Origin of the sequence: Aeromicrobium duanguangcaii (assembly GCF_024508295.1) — a bacterium.
Classification (GTDB): Bacteria; Actinomycetota; Actinomycetes; order Propionibacteriales; family Nocardioidaceae; genus Aeromicrobium; species Aeromicrobium duanguangcaii.
This window is the reverse complement of sequence record NZ_CP101990.1, coordinates 170,054-187,514: the sequence shown is the minus strand read 5'-3', so window position 1 is coordinate 187,514 and position 17,461 is coordinate 170,054. Positions and strand designations below refer to the sequence as shown.

The following is a 17,461-nucleotide window of genomic DNA, read 5'->3' as shown; positions in this document are numbered from 1 at the left end:
AGCGGCCGTGATGGGATGAGGCCGTGCAGATCCGGGAGATGACCGAGTCCGACTGGCCGCAGGTGTGGCCGTTCTTCCAGGAGATCGTCCAGGCGGGCGAGACCTACGCCTATCCGCTGGACCTCACCTCGGAGCAGGCGCGCGAGCTGTGGACGAAGCCGGCGCCCGGACGCACGGTCGTCCTCGAGGAGGACGGGACGGTCCTGGGCAGCGCGATCATGGGGCCCAACCGGCCCGGTCGCGGCAGTCACGTGGGCACCGCGTCGTTCATGGTCTCGCCGCAGGCGCGCGGTCGCGGGGTCGGCCGCCGGCTGGGCGAGCACGTCGTCCAGTGGCACCGCGACTCCGGCTTCCGCGCCATCCAGTTCAACGCCGTGGTCGAGACCAACACGGCCGCCGTCGCGCTGTGGCGGTCGCTGGGCTTCGAGATCATCGGCACCGTGCCGGAGGCGTTCGACTCGCGCGCGCACGGCCTCGTCGGCCTGCACGTGATGCACCTGCCGCTGGTGCCGCTCAGCGCAGGATGAGGGCGAGCCCGCGGGCGAAGGACGCGTCGAGGTCGGGGTCCTCGGCCACGATGCCGACGTGGGCGGCCTGGCGATGCATCTGCGTGGCCTGGGTGTGCCCGAAGACGTAGAGCAGCAGCGTGCGCGCCACGTCGGGCGAGGTGATCGTGGCGAGCTCGTTCTCGATCCGCGAGTCGCCCAGCCGGAACGCCGACGCCGTCGCCACCACGTCGGCCCCGTCGCGGATGGAGAGCATCGCCTCGCGCAGGGCGAGGGCGGCCTTCTGCGGATCCGAGCCGACCTCGACGCCCGCGACGATGCGATCGGCCATGAGCGCCAGCAGGGTCTGCTTGTCCGGGACGTGGTGGTAGAGCGCGCTGGGCTGGACGCCGAGCTCGCCGGCGACGCGGCGCATCGAGCAGAACTCGAGCCCGTACTGGTCGAGCACGCGCAACGCCCCGGAGACGACGTCATCGAGGGAGTTGGCCACGGGACCACTGTATCGGCTAGCCTGAACGCCGTTCAGGTGAACACCGTTCAGTCCGCCACGCAGGGAGCCCTCATGACCGGCACCACCACCCGCCCGGGTCGCAGCCACGTCGCCACCGACGTCGCGCTCGTCGCCACCTTCGCGGCCTTCATCGCCGTCTGCGCGCAGTTCGCCCTGCCCTCGGTCAACGGGGTCGAGTTCAGCCTGCAGCCCTTCGCGGTCCTGCTGTGCGGTGCGGTGCTCGGTGCGCGGCGCGGCTTCCTCGCCGTCGTGCTCTACCTCGCGCTCGGGGCCGCGGGCCTGCCGGTCTTCGTCCAAGGTGCCAGCGGCGCGGGCCAGTTCGTCGGAGCGACCGGCGGCTACCTGCTGACCTTCCCGCTCGTGGCCCTGGCCGCGGGGCTCGCCGCCCAGTGGTTCCGCGGTCCGCGGCGTCCGCTGGCCATCGTCATCGGTGGCGCGATCGGCATCGTGTTGAACTGGCTCGCCGGCGCCCTGAGCGTGAGCCTGGTGGCCAACCTGCCGTACAGCACGGCCGCCAAGACGCTCGCCGTCTTCCTGCCCGCCGACTTCGTCAAGCTCGTGATCGCCGCCGCCGTCGCGACGGCCGTGCATCGGGCCTTCCCCCAGCTGCTGGGACGCCGCTGACGATGATCCGGTTCGACGACGTCACCGTCCGGGTCCCCGGACCCGAGGACGACATCACGCTGCTCGAGGGCGTCTCCGCCGAGCTCGACGAGCGGCGCGTGGCCGTGATCGGCGGCAACGGTGGCGGCAAGTCGACCCTCGTCCGGTTGATCAACGGCCTGGTCGAGGCCAGCTCCGGGAGCGTGACCGTCGACGGGCTGGACGTCGCGAAGGACGCGTCGGCCGTGCGTCGCCGGGTCGGCTTCGTCTTCACCAACCCGACCTCGCAGCTGGTCATGCCCACCGTGGCGGAGGATGTCGCCCTGTCGCTGCGGCGCACGATCAAGGACCGACGCCGACGCACCGCGCGCGCGCTCGAGATCCTGGAGGAGTTCGGCCTGGCACATCGCGCCGACACGAGCGTGCACGCGCTGTCGGGCGGCCAGCAGCAGCTCCTCGCCCTGGCCGGGGTGCTGGCCTGCGAGCCGTCGGTCGTCGTGGCCGACGAGCCCACCACCCTGCTCGACCTGCGCAACTCGCGCCTCGTCGCCGACCGGCTCTTCGCGCTCGAACAGCAGCTCGTCCTGGTCACGCACGACCTCGAGCTGGCCGCGCGCTGCGATCGGGCCCTCGTCGTCGAGTCCGGACGGATCGCCTTCGACGGACCGGCTCCGGAGGCCGTCGAGCACTACCGCGCCAGCGTGCCGGCATGAGGCGCTCGCTGGGCCTGGGCCTGTACGTGCCGGGCGACACCGTCCTGCACCGCCTGTCGCCCGGCCCCAAGCTGCTCGGCCTGCTCGTCCTGAGCATCGGCGTCGTCGCCGCCCGAGGTCCGTGGCTGCCGGTCGGCGTCTTCGTCGTCGCGATCGCGACCGCCCGGTGGGTCGGGATGTCGCCGCGGACCCTCGCCGCGGCCTTGCGTCCGGTCGCGATCGTCATGGTGGTCGCCGTCGGCTTCCAGTGGTGGATGAACGGCTGGCAGCTGGCCCTGGAGGTCTTCGCCACCGTGCTCGCACTCGTCGTCGCCGCGGCGATCCTCACGGCGACGACGCCGACCGACGAGATGCTCGACTCGATCGTGCGGTGGCTCGGGCCGTTCCGGCGCTTCGGCGTGAACCCCGAGGTCGTCGCGCTGGCGTTCTCGCTGGTGATGACCTCGATCCCCACCCTGTTCACGATCTTCGGCGAGACCCGCGACGCCGCCAACGCCCGCGGCCTCGGCCGGAGCCCGAAGGCGACGCTGACGCCCGCGGCGATCCGCGTCGTCGCGCACGCGTACGCCACCGGCGATGCGCTCCATGCGCGCGGGATCCTCGATGACCCGGACGAGTGTGACTAGGCTCACTACCATGGCTCGCCCGCTGCGGACACTGGTCGTCGACGACGAGCAGCCCGTGCTGGACGAGCTCGTGTGGCTGCTGGGCCGGGACGACCGTATCGGCACCATCGCCACCGCACGCTCGGGCACCGAGGCGCTGCGCCGCCTGGACTCCGGCGACATCGACCTGCTGTTCCTCGACATCGCGATGCCGGGCCTCACGGGCATCGACATCGCCCGTCTGCTGGGTCGGTTCTCCTCTCCGCCGAAGATCATCTTCGTCACCGCGCACGAGGCCCACGCCGTCGAGGCGTTCGAGCTCAACGCGGTCGACTACCTGCTCAAGCCGATCCGCGAGGAGCGCCTGCGCGAGAGCGTCCGGCGCGCGGTCGCCGACGCGGACGCGGGCGCGTCGGACTCCGACGACACGATCGCCGTCGAGCTGGCGGGCGTGACCCGCTTCGTCTCGCGCTCGAAGGTCACCCACGCCGAGGCCCAGGGCGACTACGTCCGGCTGCACACGCTCGACGGGTCGAGCCACCTGATCCGCACCCCGCTGGGCTCCCTGGCCGAGGAGTGGGCCGACGCCGGCTTCCTGCGCATCCACCGCAGCATGGTCGTGAACCGCGCGCACATCATCGAGGTCCGGATGAGCTCCGGCCGGGCCAGCGTCGTCGTCTCGGCCCCCGGCGGCACGACGACCGAGCTGCAGGTGGCCCGCCGGCACACCCGCTCCCTGCGCGAGCTGATCGGCGAGCACACGCCGTGACGGACGCCGTCCCTCCCCCGCCGCAGCCCACCGAGCGGGTCCGCGTCACGAACCCGCTGTCGACCGCCTCGCCGCACGTGCGCAGCACCGTCGGACAGGAGATCGACGAGGCGACGGGCATCGGCGAGGTCTACATGCAGTCGCTCATCCGCTCGCAGCTGCGGGCCGCGGCCACGGTGGCCATCACGCTGCTGCTGACCGTCGTCAGCCTGCCCCTGGTGTTCCTGTGGGTGCCCGGGCTGGGCGGCGCGAGCGTCCTGGGCCTCCCGCTGCCGTGGATCGTCCTCGGCGGGGGCGTCCACGCCGGCGTCATCGTCCTGGGCTGGCTGTACGTGCGCCACGTCGAGCGCGCCGAGCGCCTGTTCACCCAGCTGGTCGAGCCGAACGACCCGCGCCCGTGAGTCCCACCTGGGGCATCGTCGCGGTCGCGCTGGTCTCGATCGCGACCCTGGCGATCGGCAGCTTCGGACTGCGGATCAGCCGCACGAGCAGCGACTTCTACGTCGCCTCGCGATCGGTCTCACCCTCGCTGAACGGCTCGGCGATCAGCGGGGAGTACCTGTCGGCGGCGTCGTACCTGGGCATCGCCGGGCTCGTGCTGACCCACGGCGCCGACATGCTCTGGTACCCGATCGGCTGGACCGTCGGGTACCTGCTGCTGCTGGTCTTCGTCGCGGCCCCGCTGCGCCGCTCGGGCGCCTACACGATCCCCGACTTCGCCCAGGTCAGGCTGCAGTCGCTGGCCGTGCGGCGGGTGTCGACGGCCCTCGTGGTGGCGGTCGGCTGGCTCTACCTGATCCCGCAGTTCCAGGGCGCCGGGCTGACGCTGCAGACGGTCCTGGACGCCCCGCGCTGGTTCGGCACGGTCCTGGTCGCCGCCATCGTGACCCTGAGCGTGGTCCTGGGCGGCATGCGAGCGATCACCTTCGTCCAGGCGTTCCAGTACTGGCTGAAGCTGACGGCCCTGCTCGTGCCGGTGATGTTCCTGCTGATGGCGTGGTCGCGCGACGGCCGGCCCGGCACCCAGGCACCGGTGGACTGGTGGGTCCCGCTGGGGAACGCCGGACCGGAGGCCGTCTACTCGACGTACGCCGTCATCGTCGCGACGTTCCTGGGCACCATGGGACTGCCGCACGTCGTCGTGCGCTTCTACACCAACCCCGACGGCCACGCCGCGCGCCGGACGACCCTGGTCGTCCTGGTCCTGGTCTCGGCGTTCTACCTGCTGCCGACGTTCTACGGCGTGCTGGGCCGGGTCTACGCCTCCGACCTCGTGGCGTCCGGGCGGGCCGACGCGGTCGTGCTGGAACTGCCGAGCCGCCTGATCGCCGGGACGGCCGGCGAGTTCCTCACGGCACTGGTGACCGCCGGCGCCTTCGCGGCGTTCCTGTCGACCTCGTCGGGCGTGACGATGGCCCTGGCGGGTGTGGTCGGTCAAGGGCTGAGCGGACACGGACCCTGGCGGGGCCGGCTGTCCTCCATCGCCGGGCTGCGCGTCGCGGCCGCGTTGTGCGTGACCGTGCCCCTCGGCCTGGCGTTCGTGACCGAGCCGGTCCCCGTGGCCAGCTCCGTTGTCTTCGCCTTCGCCCTGGCGGCCTCGACCTTCTGCCCGCTGCTGGTGCTGGGCATCTGGTGGCGCGGGCTGACCTCGGCCGGAGCGATCGCCGGGCTCATCGGGGGTGGCGTGTGCGCCGGCGTCGCCCCGTTCGTGTCGCTCGCGCTCGACACCGACGGGTGGTGGAACACGGTGCTGAGCCAGCCGGCCGTGTGGTCGGTGCCCGTGGGGTTCGGCCTGATGGTGGGCGTCTCACTCGCGACGCGAGGCACCGTCCCCGCCACGGTCGGGCGCACGATGGTGCGCCTGCACACGCCGGAGCGCGTGCAGGTCGACCGGCGGTTCTGAGTCAGACGCTGCGCGAGGTGTCGAGACGATCGAACGCGTCGAGCACCTGTTCCATCGTGGGCTTCTGCGTGGCGGTGGCGACGGAGGACTCGACGAGTCCCTCGCGCTCCTGGCGCAGGTGCCGCTTGACCGTGGAGGTGGAGCAGCCCAGCCGCTCGGCCAGCTCGCGGCAGGTCTCGTCGGGGTGGGCCCGACGGGCGCCCATGACCTCGCTGTGGTCGACGGGACCGCCGCCGACGCGTGCGGTGCCGTACGTGCCGGAGTCGATGCGGACCTCGATGCCCAACTCGCGGCGCATCGCGCGACGGTCGGCCTCGCTGGTGCACGCGAGGAAGCCCGAGACGTCGACCTCGACCACGGCCCGGTAGAGGCAGTCGTCGAGCACCGAGCAACCGGCGCAGCGGCGGTGCGCGGCGGCCTTCTTGCCCTGGTAGTCGCGCCACTGCTGGGCGGTGACGTCGCGACGGGACGGCGGGGACAACAGGATCTCGTCCTGGTACATCGCCGGCGCCATGGCGCACGGCGGGAGGGTCGGCCTCATTGCCCATCTCCTGGAGTTGCGGGTGCCTCCAGTCTAGAGGTACATTCCGCCGGCCTCGCCGGGGGTGACGGGTCTCTCTTCCTCGCCGCCCTCACCCCGGTTCGCGCCGCCCGGAAGCGCCAGCCGCATGTTGTGCAACTGGCTCTGCGCCTGCACCTGCTGGGCGTACAACGCCGCCTGGATCCCGTGGAAGAGTCCCTCGAGCCAGCCCACCAGCTGGGCTTGGGCGACCCGCAGCTCGGCATCGCTGGGCGCCTCGGCGTCGAACGGGAGGCTGAGCCGCTCGAGCTCCTCGACGAGCTCGGGGGCGAGGCCGTCCTTGAGCTCGTCGATGGACTGGTGGTGGATCTCGCGCAGGCGGGCTCGGCTGGCGTCGTCGAGGGGCGCCGCCTTCACCTCTTCGAGCAGCTGGCGGATCATGCCACCGATGCGCATCACCTTGGCGGGCTGCTCGACGAGATCCGTGAGCGCCGTGCGGGACTTGTCCTGCGGGGCGGGCACCGGCTGGCCGTGCGGGTCGATGATCCGGTCGTCGGTCATGGCCTCAGCCTAGGCATGCCGCAGTGGGATCGCCGCTCGACCTCAGAGACCGACGTCGAGCACGACCTTGCCGATGTGCGACGACTCCTCGAGGATCCGGTGGGCGTCGGCCACGCGCGCGAGCGGCACGGTCTCGTGCACGATCGGACCCAGCCGGCCCTCCTCGATGAGCGGCCAGACCTTCTCGACGAGGTCGGCCATGATCTCGGCCTTCTCCTCGACCGGGCGGAACCGCAGGGACGTCGCGGCGATGGTGCCCTGCTTGGCCAGCAGCGCGCCCAGGTTCAGCTCGCCCTTGCGGCCGCCCTGCATGCCGATGACGACGATCCGGCCGCCGCGCGCCAGCGAGGCGACGTTCTGGGCGAGGTACTTGCCGCCGATGATGTCCAGCACGACGTCGACCCCGCCGAGGTCCTGGCAGGCCTCCACGAAGTCGTCCTCGTTGTAGTTCACGACCACGTCGGCGCCGAGCTCGCGGACGGTCTGCGCCTTCGCCTCGCTGCCGACCGTCGTGACGACGGTGGCGCCGAACGCCTTGGCCAGCTGGATCGCGGTGGTGCCGATGCCGCTGGCGCCACCGTGTACGAGCAGCTTCTCGCCCTCGCTCAGGCCGGCCAGCATGAAGACGTTGGACCACACCGTGGCGTAGGTCTCGGGGATGGCGGCCGCCTCGAGCAGCGTCGTCCCCTGAGGGACGCGGACGGCCTGGCCCGCCGGGGCGACGACCCGCTCGGCGTAGCCGCCACCGCTCAGCAGGACGCAGACCTCGTCGCCGGGCGCGTGGCCGGTGACGCCCTCGCCCACCGACTCGACGATGCCGGAGCACTCCAGCCCGAGGACGTCGGTGATCCCCGGCGGCGGCGGGTAGTGACCCTGCCGCTGCAGCAGATCGGCGCGATTGACGCCCGCCGCGGCGACCGTGACGGCCACCTCGCCCGGCCCGGGTGCAGGATCGGGCAACTCGGCGATGACGAGGCTCTCGGGGCCTCCGGGCTCTTCGACGATCACGGCTCGCATGCCCACCACCGTAGTGACCGGCACACTGGTGTCCATGCAGGTGACGCTCGTGCAGATGGCCGCCGCCCTCGACTCGGCCGCGAACCGCGCCCGGATCGAGGAGGAGCTCCGACCTCTCGAGGGCCAGGATCTCGTGGTGCTGCCGGAGGCGGTGATGCACGACTTCGGTCCCGCCGACCACGATCTGGCCGCCGTCGCCGAGCCGCTCGACGGACCGTTCGTCGACCTGCTGAGCCGTGAGGCCCGCCGACTGGGCGCGACGATCGTGGCCGGCATGTTCGAGCGCACCGAGGATCTGCCGTTCAACACCCTCGTCGCGGTGGCGCCCGACGGCGACCTGGCCGCGACCTATCGCAAGATCCATCTCTACGACTCCTTCGGGTACCGCGAGTCCGAGCGGCTGCGCGCCGGCGCCGTCGAGCCCGTCGTCCTGCCCGTCGGGGACCTGACCGTGGGACTGATGACCTGCTACGACCTGCGCTTCCCCGAGCTGGGACGCGCCCTGGTCGACGCGGGCGCCGAGGCGTTCGTCGTCCCGGCCGCCTGGGTCGCCGGCGAGCACAAGGTCGACCACTGGCGCACGCTGCTGCAGGCGCGGGCGATCGAGAACACCGTCTGGGTGGCGGCCGCCGCGCAGGGCGGATCGCGATACAGCGGTCATTCCTTGGTGGCCGATCCGTGGGGAACTATCGTGGAGGAAGCCGCCGGGGGGAACGAGCTGATCACCGCAGACATCGCGGTGGACGCCGTGCGGCGGTCCCGCGAGATCAACCCCTCGCTCGCCAACCGGAGGATGCAGACCCTGTGACCACCGTTCAGCCCGGCCGACGTCGTCTCGACACATCGGTCCCCACTCCGTACGAGGTCGCGACGCGCGAGCCGCGCGTCGCGTCCGCGCGCTGGTCCCGCGTGCTCATGCTCGGGACGTTCGTCCTGTGGGTGCTCAGCACCCTCGGCGCGGCCACCGCGATCGTGGACGTGGGCGCGCCCCAGTGGCTCTGGCGACCCAGTGCCGCCGTGCTGCTCGTCGTGTTCTCGGTGATCCTCACGCACCGCGTCGGCGGCTACATGCGCATCTGGGTGACGCTCACCCTGCTGTTGTCCGGGGCCGCCCTGATCACCGACCTCAACCTGCTGCTCGCGGCCGCCGCGGGCGCCACCGCCATCCTCTCGGCCGTGTCCGCCGTCGTCTTCACGCGGCCGGCGAACACCACCGTGGAGGTGCTGCGCGAGTACGTCGTCATGCTCGCGCTGGCCCTCAGCGGCGCCGTCGGCGTCGCGGCCTGGAACGCCTCGGTGGTCGTGCGGCCGTTCGGCCTCATCGTCATGGCCGTCGCCGTGACCCTCGTGCTCGCGATCGTCTGGCGACTCGGCTCGGGTCTGCACGGCCTGGGCCGCCGGCACCTCAAGCTGCTGATCGTCATCGCGGTCGTGGCCGTCGGCCTGTTCTACTACGGCAGCTTCGTGCGGACGGCGGGCTCGCCGGCCCTGAAGAACCTGCTGGACGACGCCATCGTGTGGCTGCGCCAGAACATCGGCGGCGTCCCCCGGCCCTACGAGTTCCTGATCGGCTTCCCCGCGCTCGTCGTGGGCACGTCGATGCGCTCGCGGTACCGCGAGGGCTGGTGGGTCTGCGTCTTCGCCGTCGTCGGCACCGTCATCGTGGCCAACTCGCTGATCGACCCGCGCGCCTACCCGTCGTACTTCGCCCTCTCGACGCTCTACAGCGCCATCCTGGGCCTGGCGCTGGGCCTCGTGGTCCGGGCGGTCTTCCTGCGGCCCCGGACCGCCCGCGCCGCCCGTGCGGTGCAGCAGTCCCTGCGCTCCGAGCCGGAGCGTTTCTCGCCCCTGCGGTGAGGGCTGCGCCCCGCTCCCGACGCCGCGACCGGAGCAATGCCAGAATCGGTGCAGGTGTCGTCGCCCCGGTGGCGGCCCTGGAGGGGTGCCGGAGTGGCCGATCGGAACCGCCTTGAAAGCGGTCGCTGGCAGAGATGTCAGCCGCGGGTTCGAATCCCGCCCCCTCTGCGTGACTCGTTATCGACTCGACCGGGCGCACCTGATGGTGCTCGCCGGTGTCTGCTTCATCGTGGCCGCCGTGGGCGTCCTCGTCGCCTTCCTGACCGCAGGAGGCGGTGATCTCGCCAACGGCGTGGCCATCGTCGCCGGTGTCGTCGCGGTGGTGGCGCTGCTCGTGGCCGCCATCGCCAACCTGCGACCGCCCGTCGTCCTCACGCTCGACCCCGCCGGCTACCGGGCGCGGGGACGCCACGGCGAGGGGACCTGGAAGGGCGTGGAGTCGGTCGAGGTCGACGACGGCCTGTTGCGCTTCACCGACGGCGCGGGCGCCATCACGGCGTTCCCGCTGAGCCTCGTCGACCGCCGCCGTCGCGCCGAGCTGATCCGCGAGGTCTACGACCGGCTCAACACCGCGCACGGGTACCGGCGCTTCGATCCGACCGACGCCGGCTGACCCGACGAGGAGCCGCGACTCAGCAGGCGGGCCGGTCCTTCCCCTCAGCCTCGCCGGTCCCGTCGTCGGCACGCGCGAACCACTGACCGGCGGGGTCGGCCAGCTCCGGGAGGATGTCCCACCACGAGACGTCGTGCGTGAGTCTCGGCCCGTCCCGGTCGATGATGACGGGATCGCCGGCGGGAGGGGTGGTGCCGGTGAGCTCCTGGACCTCCAGGTCGAAGTAGGACAGGCCGTCCGCGATGGCCTTCCGGCCGGGATGGGCGCTCGTGGGGAAGAACTCGTCATTGAGGTACGCGACGGCGCCATCGATCTCGACGTCGAAGGTCCGTCCAGCCCACGAGGACTTCCGGATGACCATCCGCGCCCCGTCGTCGGAGTACTCGGGCACGCCATCGAGCACGGACAGCAGGTCCGCCACGGTGAATCCCGGCCCGGGCGCACCCTCGGCTTCGTTGGTCATCGGCGGCCTCCGCACCTCCGGTGTCGATTGCGACGACCAGTACACCAGTCCACGGCGCAGCCGATGCCGTTTTCGCCCGTCTCGATGGCAGGGAACGAGAGAGCCCCCGCCGGGCTCTCGCTCGACGGGGGCTCCTACGTGACTGATTGGCGGAGATGGAGGGATTTGAACCCTCGAGAGGTTTAAACCTCAACCCGCTTAGCAGGCGGGCGCACTAGGCCACTATGCGACATCTCCAGGCAACCGGATCAGGATACCCACCCGGACCGGCGGTCACCGAATCAGGGCAGTGATTTGACGATCGACGCGCCGCGCTCGTAGAAGTCCGGGGGCAGATCCGCCAGCGGTGAGGGCTCGTGAGGGTGCGCGCGCATCCCGTCCAGCAACAGCGTGCGCATCCGACGGGCGAGCCAGCCGCGATTCTCCGGCGCGGCCGTCTGCACGGCGCTGAGCATCAGCGGGGCGGCGCTCAGATCGGCCACCGTCAGGTCCGGACGCGCCATGCCCTCCTCGACGGCCCGCTGGGCCACGGTCTGCAACGTGCTGACCCACCGATCCGTCGGGCGGTAGTCCGGGTCGACCTTCGCGAGGCGGCGCATCACCTCGGCGACGATCCGCCGGTCGATCATGATCTGGGCGGTCCCGTCCACGATGACCTGGATCGCCTCCCAGCCCGACTCGATCTCCAACGCGCGCTCGGCGATCTCGTCGAAGAGCGCGATGTGGCGCTCGTAGAGGGCGCGCCACAGCTCCTCCTGCGAGGCGAAGTTGCGATAGAGGGTTCCGGTGCCGACCTTCGCGGCGGACGCCAGGGCATGCATCGGCGCGTCGAGGCCGTTCTCGGCGAAGTAGACCTCGGCGGTGTCGATGATGCGTTCACGGTTCGCCACAGCGTCACGGCGCATGGGAACACGGGGCGTTTCGGACATCGCATCCAATTTACGCGATCTGGGGCAGAAGGCGTCCCCACACCCGATTTCACACCCCGGGAGGGTCCAAGGTAGACTCGTCGAGGCCCGCAAGGGTGAGCGCCCGTAGCTCAACGGATAGAGCATCTGACTACGGATCAGAAGGTTAGGGGTTCGAATCCCTTCGGGCGCACCAGAGCGAATACCGCCCCTCAGTGATCTCACTGGGGGGCGGTTCTCTTTTGCCACGGCGACCCGTCGACTCCGCGTCCTTCCTCGCCGAACACCACCTTCGGTATCCCCCCTGGGGGATGTTATGCTCGCCAGACGCCATCCCCCCTGGGGGATGCATTCAGTCATTGAGGCGAACGACGAAGGAAGTTCCATGAGCTCCACCCCCACCCGCAGACGACCGGGCCGGCGCGCACGCGCCGCCCAGCCCGATGTCCCGGCCGGTCCCCTCGGGCGCCTCGGCGTCTGGGTCACCGGCCACGTGCGCCTGGTCACCGGCATCTGGCTGCTCGCCGTGATCGGACTCGGCGCGTTCGCGCCGATGGTCGAGAAGAACCTGTCCGGCGCCGGCTGGCAGGCGAACGGCTCGGAGTCGGTCGAGGCCCGTGAGCTCGCCCAGGAGCACTTCGGCGGGAACGCCTCCTCGTCGATCCAGGTGGTCGTCCGCTCCGAGGACGGACCGGTCACCGAGGGTGACGGCGCCGAGGTCATCGCCGCCGTCACCGACGTGCTCGAGCGCGAGCCCCGGATCGCCGACGTCGTCGATCCGATGCCCGGCGCCACCCTGTCCCAGGACGGCACGACGGCCATCGTCATGGGCGGCGCCGGCGCGGACACCAACGAGATGGTCCGGGTCGCCACCGACCTGAAGGAGGAGCTCGGGGCGCTGTCCACCGACACCGTGACGGTCAACCCGACCGGCTCCTCGCTGCTGTGGAGCGACTTCAACGAGGCCAACCTCGATGCGATGCTCACGTCCGAGTTCATGTCGTGGCCCGTGACCCTGGCGATCCTCGTCCTGGCCTTCGGCGCCCTCGTGGCCGCGGGTCTGCCGCTGCTGCTGACCCTGGCCGGCCTGGTCGCGTCCGCCGGCTCGCTGGTGCTGATCAACGAACTGGTTCCCGTCTCGATCTGGGCGATGAACTTCGCGATGATGTTCGCCTTGGCCCTGGGCATCGACTACGCGCTGTTCATGGTCGTGCGCTATCGCGCCGCCCGGGCCGCCCGACGCGAGGAGGGGGTCGAGCCACGGCTCGCCCGGCAGCGCGCGATCGCCGAGACGATGGACACCGCCGGCAAGGCGGTCCTGCTCTCGGGCCTGACCGTACTGATCTCGCTTTCGGCCGTGATGCTCGTGCCCTCGCCGTCCTTCCGGTCGATGGCCGGCGGCATCATGCTCTCGGTCGTGTTCATCCTCGGCGCGACGCTCACGTTGCTGCCACTGGTGCTGTTCACGCTCGACGACCGCATCAACAGGTTCGCCCTGCCGTGGTCGCGCTCGGGTGAGCACCGTTCGGTCCGCTTCGAGAAGTGGGGTGAGCGGCTGTGGAAGCGACCCCTCGTCTGGGGCTCCGGTGCACTGGTGATCCTGGTGGCCCTGGCCGCCCCCGTCGTGGGCCTGACCACCGCGATGCCGTCGATCAAGGTCCTGCCCGAGGACGCCTCGGCGCGGGTCGGCTACGACCAGGTCAAGGAGTCCTTCGGCGACGGCGCCCCCGGAACGCTGCAGATCGTCGTGAACGACGACGAGGCGGCGGCAGTCGCCTCCGTGCTGGCCTCCGATCCGGGCCTGGCCGCGGCGATGCCGCCCGCGCTCGCCACGGACGACAGCGCCCTGGTGATGTTCCAGGCCGTGCCGACCGTCGACCCGTCCGACCCCGAGCTCGCCTCGACGGTCGACCGGCTGCGCGACGACCTGCCCTCCTCGGCCCTCGTCGGAGGTGCCCCGGTCGAGAACCTCGACCTCAAGGCACAGCTCGACGAGTCCACGCCGCTGGTCATCGGCGTCGTCCTGGTGCTGGGCTTCCTGCTGCTGCTGTTCGCCCTGCAGGCGCCGCTGATCTCCCTGCTCGGCACTCTCGCCAGCCTGTTGTCGACCGGCGCGGCGTTCGGCGTGGCCCGGCTGATCTTCCAGGAGGGACACGGATCGAGCCTGCTGGGCTTCGAGTCGCAGGGCTTCCTGGACGCCTGGGCGCCGGTGTTCTTCTTCGCGATGATCTTCGCCATCGCGATGGACTACACGGTCTTCCTGCTCGCCTCCGCCAAGGAGCACTACGAGCGCAGCGGTGACCCGAAGGACGCGATGGTCGGCTCCCTGGCCCATTCCGGACGCGTCATCTTCGCGGCCGGCGCGGTCATGGTGGCGGTGTTCTTCACCTTCGCCCTGTCCGGTCCCATCCCGCCCAAGGAGATGGGCGTGGTCCTGGGCATCGCCGTGCTGCTGGACGCGTTCCTGGTCCGGCTCGTGCTGCTGCCGGTCATGCTGCGGCTCACCGGCAAGGCCGCTTGGTACGCACCGGCGTGGCTCACGAGGGTCCTGCCGAACATCACCTTCGCGCACGACTGACCCGTGCCTCGTCCCTCGACACCGTCCCCCAAGGAGATCTCATGAACATCGATCGCGCCGTCATGCTGATGGCCGGCACCCTCATCCTGGTCAGCGTGGTGCTCACCGCCGTCGTCTCGACCTGGTGGCTGATCCTGACCGCGTTCGTCGGAGCGAATCTGCTGCAGGCGAGTCTGACCGGGTTCTGCCCGGCGGCCGTCATCCTGCGGCGGTTCGGCCTGACCAGCGGGTGCGCCTTCCGCTGAGGGGAGTCGCCCCGTGGTCGCGGCGCCACGCCATCAGCTGACGATGGACGTTCCACGCGCCGACGAGCACGGGCGTGTCACCCAACTCCGGGACGACCTCGGTGAGGTCGGGGTCCAGGGGCCAGTCGCGCGGATGGATGAAGAGCGCCTCGTTCTGAGGCCCGCCGATGCCTCCGTGCGAGCCGACCTGTTCCTCGAAGGCGTGCACCCTGTCGAGCTCGTCGACGGTCGAGAGGACGACCAGGTCGCCGGCATCGCTCAACGCGTGCAGCCTGGCAAGGTCGGCGGCCGCGCGTGAGGGGTAGCCCAGCAACGGGTCCTCTCCGTCGGTGATCGGCGCGTCCCCCAGGCCGCGAACCCCGTCGGGGCCGATCACGAGGGGATCGCCGGCGTCGTCCGTCGACATCACCAGGCCCACGCCGGGGCTGCCCAGCAGACCCGGGACGAGCTCGGGCCACGCGGCGTCGATCTCGGCGAGCGTGGGCCGCACAGCCAGCCGGCGGAACCAGATCATGCCGAGGTTGCCGCCCCCGGTGACGGCGACGTCCGGGTCGTCGGACCCCGACACGATGGCCTCGGGAGGCGACCGGTCCTCGCCGACCACGGCGGAGGTCAGCGTGTGGATGGGGCCGCGCTGCTCGCCCTCCTCCGTCGTGGTGAGAACGGTGGCCTCCGACCCTCCCGACCTCATCAGCTCGACCACGCGATCGGCGAAGGAGCAACCGGCGAGCTGCGAGAACGGTGCGCCCAGGCTCTGTCCGTGGTCCGACACCACCACGAGGTCGTAGCGGGTCGCGACCGACCGGGCGACGTCCTCCAGTGCCGCGAGTGCGCCGTCGAGACCTTCGATCGCCGCCATCGACTCGGGCCGCTCCGGACCGGCATGGTGCGCGATCTCGTCGTAGTCGACGAAGTCCACGAAGATGATGGGTGACCCCCGCGTCATCTCGTCGGCGATCAGCGACAGGTCGAGCTTGCGCAGCAGCACGTTGGTCAGGCCGCGCAGCACGGCGTAGTCGGCCTTGCGCGGGATCCGGGGCCGGACGTCGCGCACGCGCTGGCGGTGACCCTGGCGGAACTCCTTGATCACCTCGCCCACGGTCAGGACGAGCGCACCGGGGAGCAGGAACGGTCGGATGAAGAACGACAGGTAGGTCGATCCCGAGCCCAGGTCGCGCAAGCGGGTCGAGCGGCTCACCGTGAGGTACGAGCGTGCCGCGCCGCCGGTGAAGGTCGTGCTGATCGCCGTGCCGTCGCGCAGGAGCCCCGAATCCGTCGGGAAGCGTGCCTCGATCACGCGGGCGTCGGCCGGGTTCCCCGCGACGAGCAGGCGGCCGGAGCGGCGGTCCCACCAGCGGTAGGCGGGCACCTGGTCGCTCCCGTGCAGGAATCCGGCCATGCTGGCGGGGGTCGTGCACGGGATGGTCGCCCACCAGCCGGTCAGCGTGTGGCTGGAGCGCACCCAGCGAGCGATGTTCGGCGCCTGACCGCCGGCCAGGGCCCGCCGCAGGACCGGCAGCGCCACCCCGTCGATCTGTACCACCAGCAGGCCGCGCGGTCGATCCTCCCGGCCGACGCCGGCGCGTGCCCACCTCTGGCGCAGACCACCGCCCGTGGCGGCCCCGACGACGTAGTGGCTGTCCGTGGCGCCGGAGAGCCACCTCCCGCAGGCCATGACCGCCCCGGCGACCAGTAGGACCACCAGGGTGTCGCCGATGCCCAGGTCCGCGTGCGCCGCCAGGTCGATCGCCGCACCGAGCACGAGCACCTGGGCTGTGAGGCCCAGCACCAGCGCCGTCAGGACGCTCCCTCCCGACGCCAGCAGCCGCAGGGGTCGCGACACGATCGCGTCGAGCACGAACATCGCGACGAACACCACGACGACGAGGAGCAGCTCATCGGTGACGCTCACCCCCACGGCCGCCAGGCCCAGCGTCAACGCGACCGCCGCCACCACGACGGTCCACACCGCCTGCAGGACGTCGGCGACCCCCGGCACCCAGCTCGCTCGGGTCCCCTCGGGTGCCGGTGAGGCCCACCCTCGCTCCGTGGCGTGGCTCACATGGTCATCGTTCCACGAGTGAGCTCCGTGCGGACTCCCATCGAGGTCCCGACGATGCGGGTCGCCGGCGCCTGCGCGGCCATCGCCGTGCGGAACCGATCGCCGGGTGAGGCGAACCAGTGGTCGTGGGTAGGGCCCGTCGAGCGCAGGACCACGGGCCAGTAGGTGCCGTGATGCACGGGGACCACCCAGCGGGCCCCGACGTCCCGGACGGCAGTCGCCGCCTGCCCCGGGTCGAGGTGCTCGTCCCCCAGGGACGGACCCCACCCGCCGATCGGCACGAGCGCGAGGTCGACGGCGGCCACGCTCGTGAAGTCCATCGGCCCGGTGTCCCCCGGATACCAGCAGGTCACGCCCGCGTTGGCGAACCGGAAGCCCAGCGCGGGCGCGACCGCGGCTGCCGGCCGGCGGTCCCGCCGTCCGTCGTGCCGGGCGGGCAGGACCTCGACGTCGACCCCCGCGACGGTGAGCCGGTCGCCCGGCACGACCTCGATCGCGTTCATCCGCTCCAGCGAGCGGACGGCACGCACCGCCCCGCGCGGCACGACGATCGGCACCGCGTCGTCGAACCGGCGCAGGGTCGGCAGGTGCAGGTGGTCGTGGTGCAGGTGCGAGATCAGGACGAGGTCGGCCCGCGTGGCACGCGCCGCCGGCAGCGCCCCGACGCGACGCAGGTGGAACAGCCGGCGCGCCATCAGCGGGTCGGTCGCGACGATCGCTCCGGGCAGCTCGACCGTCACGAAGGCGTGGCCCCACCACGTGACCGCGGTCATGTCTCCAGTGTGCGCGTCCGCGGCCTGCATGGTGCGCCGACGAGCAGGCGCGTAACACGAGCCCCGCTCGTCAGACGCTCAGGAAGACCTGGCGTTTCAGGCCGCGGGCGCGCCGTCGGGTCTCCGGCAGGGACCCGAGGTCCACGAATTTGTTACATCGATGCGCTCCGATGAGCGCCGGCCGAAACCACCGCGTAACCATCCCTCCGGAGACTCGTCCCGTCCCTGCTCCGCGTCCCCGGCGGAGCTTCCCC

At 71.4% G+C, this 17,461-nt stretch carries 20 protein-coding genes and 3 tRNA genes; 14 read left to right on the top strand and 9 right to left on the bottom strand.

All coding sequences use genetic code 11. From position 1 onward, the window contains the following. Positions 1-23: 23 nt before the first annotated feature. Positions 24-527 (top strand): GNAT family N-acetyltransferase, encoded by a 504-nt coding sequence (locus NP095_RS00950; RefSeq protein WP_232418111.1) that lies wholly within the window; start codon positions 24-26, stop codon positions 525-527. Here the strand turns inward: NP095_RS00950 and NP095_RS00945 are convergent. Continuing rightward, positions 514-996, bottom strand: coding sequence for a TetR family transcriptional regulator (locus NP095_RS00945; RefSeq protein WP_232418112.1), 483 nt, complete (start codon positions 994-996; stop codon positions 514-516). The genes NP095_RS00950 and NP095_RS00945 overlap by 14 nt on opposite strands. Positions 997-1,032: 36 nt before the next feature. On the opposite strand from NP095_RS00945, the gene NP095_RS00940 reads away from it, so the two are divergent. Genes NP095_RS00940 through NP095_RS00915 form a run of 6 tightly spaced genes read left to right on the top strand, consistent with a single transcriptional unit; the run spans position 1,033 to position 5,610 of the window. Beyond that, positions 1,033-1,641, top strand: a complete 609-nt coding sequence (locus tag NP095_RS00940; RefSeq protein ID WP_256766104.1) for a biotin transporter BioY — start codon at positions 1,033-1,035, stop codon at positions 1,639-1,641. A gap of 2 nt (positions 1,642-1,643) precedes the next feature. After that, a complete protein-coding gene (locus NP095_RS00935) occupies positions 1,644-2,333 on the top strand; it encodes an energy-coupling factor ABC transporter ATP-binding protein (RefSeq protein ID WP_154596066.1) in 690 nt (229 codons plus the stop codon). Continuing rightward, positions 2,330-2,959 carry an energy-coupling factor transporter transmembrane component T family protein gene (locus NP095_RS00930; protein ID WP_232418114.1) on the top strand — a complete coding sequence of 210 codons (630 nt, stop codon included), beginning with the start codon at positions 2,330-2,332 and terminating at the stop codon, positions 2,957-2,959. The genes NP095_RS00935 and NP095_RS00930 overlap by 4 nt, the downstream gene beginning before the upstream one ends. Before the next feature lie 10 nt (positions 2,960-2,969). Further along, positions 2,970-3,707, top strand: coding sequence for a LytR/AlgR family response regulator transcription factor (locus NP095_RS00925; protein WP_232418115.1), 738 nt, complete (start codon positions 2,970-2,972; stop codon positions 3,705-3,707). Beyond that, positions 3,704-4,108, top strand: a complete 405-nt coding sequence (locus NP095_RS00920; protein WP_232418116.1) for a DUF485 domain-containing protein — start codon at positions 3,704-3,706, stop codon at positions 4,106-4,108. Before NP095_RS00925 ends, NP095_RS00920 begins: the two co-directional genes overlap by 4 nt. After that, positions 4,105-5,610 carry a sodium/solute symporter gene (locus tag NP095_RS00915; RefSeq protein WP_232418117.1) on the top strand — a complete coding sequence of 502 codons (1,506 nt, stop codon included), beginning with the start codon at positions 4,105-4,107 and terminating at the stop codon, positions 5,608-5,610. The genes NP095_RS00920 and NP095_RS00915 overlap by 4 nt, the downstream gene beginning before the upstream one ends. A 1-nt stretch (position 5,611) precedes the next feature. On the opposite strand, the gene NP095_RS00910 is transcribed toward NP095_RS00915, so the two are convergent. The 3 genes from NP095_RS00910 to NP095_RS00900 are packed head-to-tail and all read right to left on the bottom strand — an operon-like array spanning position 5,612 to position 7,708. Continuing rightward, positions 5,612-6,151: a winged helix-turn-helix domain-containing protein gene (locus NP095_RS00910; protein WP_232418118.1), complete on the bottom strand. Its 540-nt coding sequence runs from the start codon at positions 6,149-6,151 to the stop codon at positions 5,612-5,614. 33 nt (positions 6,152-6,184) lie between these two features. Further along, on the bottom strand, positions 6,185-6,691 hold the full coding sequence (locus NP095_RS00905) for a bacterial proteasome activator family protein (protein ID WP_232418119.1): 507 nt from the start codon (positions 6,689-6,691) through the stop codon (positions 6,185-6,187). 42 nt (positions 6,692-6,733) lie between these two features. Beyond that, complete coding sequence (locus tag NP095_RS00900; RefSeq protein WP_232418120.1) at positions 6,734-7,708, bottom strand: NAD(P)H-quinone oxidoreductase; 975 nt, start codon at positions 7,706-7,708, stop codon at positions 6,734-6,736. On the opposite strand from NP095_RS00900, the gene NP095_RS00895 reads away from it, so the two are divergent. From NP095_RS00895 to NP095_RS00880, 4 genes are all read left to right on the top strand, one after another. Next, a complete protein-coding gene (locus NP095_RS00895; RefSeq protein ID WP_232418121.1) occupies positions 7,707-8,516 on the top strand; it encodes a carbon-nitrogen hydrolase family protein in 810 nt (269 codons plus the stop codon). The genes NP095_RS00900 and NP095_RS00895 overlap by 2 nt on opposite strands. Continuing rightward, positions 8,513-9,565 (top strand): hypothetical protein, encoded by a 1,053-nt coding sequence (locus tag NP095_RS00890; RefSeq protein WP_232418122.1) that lies wholly within the window; start codon positions 8,513-8,515, stop codon positions 9,563-9,565. Before NP095_RS00895 ends, NP095_RS00890 begins: the two co-directional genes overlap by 4 nt. Positions 9,566-9,644: 79 nt before the next feature. Further along, positions 9,645-9,733, top strand: a tRNA-Ser gene (locus tag NP095_RS00885). Position 9,734: 1 nt separating this feature from the next. Then, positions 9,735-10,178, top strand: coding sequence for a hypothetical protein (locus tag NP095_RS00880; RefSeq protein WP_232418123.1), 444 nt, complete (start codon positions 9,735-9,737; stop codon positions 10,176-10,178). Positions 10,179-10,197: 19 nt separating this feature from the next. Here the strand turns inward: NP095_RS00880 and NP095_RS00875 are convergent, their stop codons facing one another. From NP095_RS00875 to NP095_RS00865, 3 genes are all read right to left on the bottom strand, one after another. After that, the gene (locus NP095_RS00875; RefSeq protein WP_232418124.1) at positions 10,198-10,641 is read right to left on the bottom strand and encodes a hypothetical protein; all 444 of its coding nucleotides are present in this window, start codon (positions 10,639-10,641) and stop codon (positions 10,198-10,200) included. A gap of 147 nt (positions 10,642-10,788) precedes the next feature. Further along, positions 10,789-10,878, bottom strand: a tRNA-Ser gene (locus tag NP095_RS00870). Positions 10,879-10,922: 44 nt separating this feature from the next. Beyond that, positions 10,923-11,570: a TetR/AcrR family transcriptional regulator gene (locus NP095_RS00865; protein ID WP_232418125.1), complete on the bottom strand. Its 648-nt coding sequence runs from the start codon at positions 11,568-11,570 to the stop codon at positions 10,923-10,925. Between the two features lie 99 nt (positions 11,571-11,669). On the opposite strand from NP095_RS00865, the gene NP095_RS00860 reads away from it, so the two are divergent. The 3 genes from NP095_RS00860 to NP095_RS00850 all read left to right on the top strand — a co-directional run bounded on the left by NP095_RS00860 (position 11,670) and on the right by NP095_RS00850 (position 14,372). Beyond that, a tRNA-Arg gene (locus NP095_RS00860) sits at positions 11,670-11,745 on the top strand. A 189-nt stretch (positions 11,746-11,934) separates the two neighbouring features. After that, entirely contained in the window at positions 11,935-14,127 is a 2,193-nt protein-coding gene (locus tag NP095_RS00855) for an MMPL family transporter (protein WP_232418126.1), read from the top strand. A 41-nt stretch (positions 14,128-14,168) separates the two neighbouring features. After that, entirely contained in the window at positions 14,169-14,372 is a 204-nt protein-coding gene (locus NP095_RS00850; RefSeq protein WP_232418127.1) for a YgaP family membrane protein, read from the top strand. On the opposite strand, the gene NP095_RS00845 is transcribed toward NP095_RS00850, so the two are convergent. Then, positions 14,326-16,434, bottom strand: coding sequence for an alkaline phosphatase family protein (locus tag NP095_RS00845; protein ID WP_232418128.1), 2,109 nt, complete (start codon positions 16,432-16,434; stop codon positions 14,326-14,328). The two genes, NP095_RS00850 and NP095_RS00845, sit on opposite strands and share 47 nt — an antisense overlap. Next, positions 16,431-17,207 (bottom strand): MBL fold metallo-hydrolase, encoded by a 777-nt coding sequence (locus NP095_RS00840; protein WP_232418129.1) that lies wholly within the window; start codon positions 17,205-17,207, stop codon positions 16,431-16,433. The genes NP095_RS00845 and NP095_RS00840 overlap by 4 nt, the downstream gene beginning before the upstream one ends. Positions 17,208-17,461: the final 254 nt, after the last annotated feature.

What these genes read in the sequence shown, in the direction of transcription:
- NP095_RS00925 (WP_232418115.1), top strand. Translation starts at nt 2,970, where the DNA reads ATGGCTCGCCCGCTGCGGACACTGGTCGTCGACGACGAGCAGCCCGTG.
- NP095_RS00895 (WP_232418121.1), top strand. Translation starts at nt 7,707, where the DNA reads ATGCCCACCACCGTAGTGACCGGCACACTGGTGTCCATGCAGGTGACG.
- NP095_RS00930 (WP_232418114.1), top strand. Translation starts at nt 2,330, where the DNA reads ATGAGGCGCTCGCTGGGCCTGGGCCTGTACGTGCCGGGCGACACCGTC.
- NP095_RS00840 (WP_232418129.1), bottom strand. Translation starts at nt 17,207, where the DNA reads ATGACCGCGGTCACGTGGTGGGGCCACGCCTTCGTGACGGTCGAGCTG.
- NP095_RS00910 (WP_232418118.1), bottom strand. Translation starts at nt 6,151, where the DNA reads ATGAGGCCGACCCTCCCGCCGTGCGCCATGGCGCCGGCGATGTACCAG.
- NP095_RS00865 (WP_232418125.1), bottom strand. Translation starts at nt 11,570, where the DNA reads ATGTCCGAAACGCCCCGTGTTCCCATGCGCCGTGACGCTGTGGCGAAC.
- NP095_RS00900 (WP_232418120.1), bottom strand. Translation starts at nt 7,708, where the DNA reads ATGCGAGCCGTGATCGTCGAAGAGCCCGGAGGCCCCGAGAGCCTCGTC.
- NP095_RS00855 (WP_232418126.1), top strand. Translation starts at nt 11,935, where the DNA reads ATGAGCTCCACCCCCACCCGCAGACGACCGGGCCGGCGCGCACGCGCC.
- NP095_RS00905 (WP_232418119.1), bottom strand. Translation starts at nt 6,691, where the DNA reads ATGACCGACGACCGGATCATCGACCCGCACGGCCAGCCGGTGCCCGCC.
- NP095_RS00875 (WP_232418124.1), bottom strand. Translation starts at nt 10,641, where the DNA reads ATGACCAACGAAGCCGAGGGTGCGCCCGGGCCGGGATTCACCGTGGCG.
- NP095_RS00850 (WP_232418127.1), top strand. Translation starts at nt 14,169, where the DNA reads ATGAACATCGATCGCGCCGTCATGCTGATGGCCGGCACCCTCATCCTG.
- NP095_RS00935 (WP_154596066.1), top strand. Translation starts at nt 1,644, where the DNA reads ATGATCCGGTTCGACGACGTCACCGTCCGGGTCCCCGGACCCGAGGAC.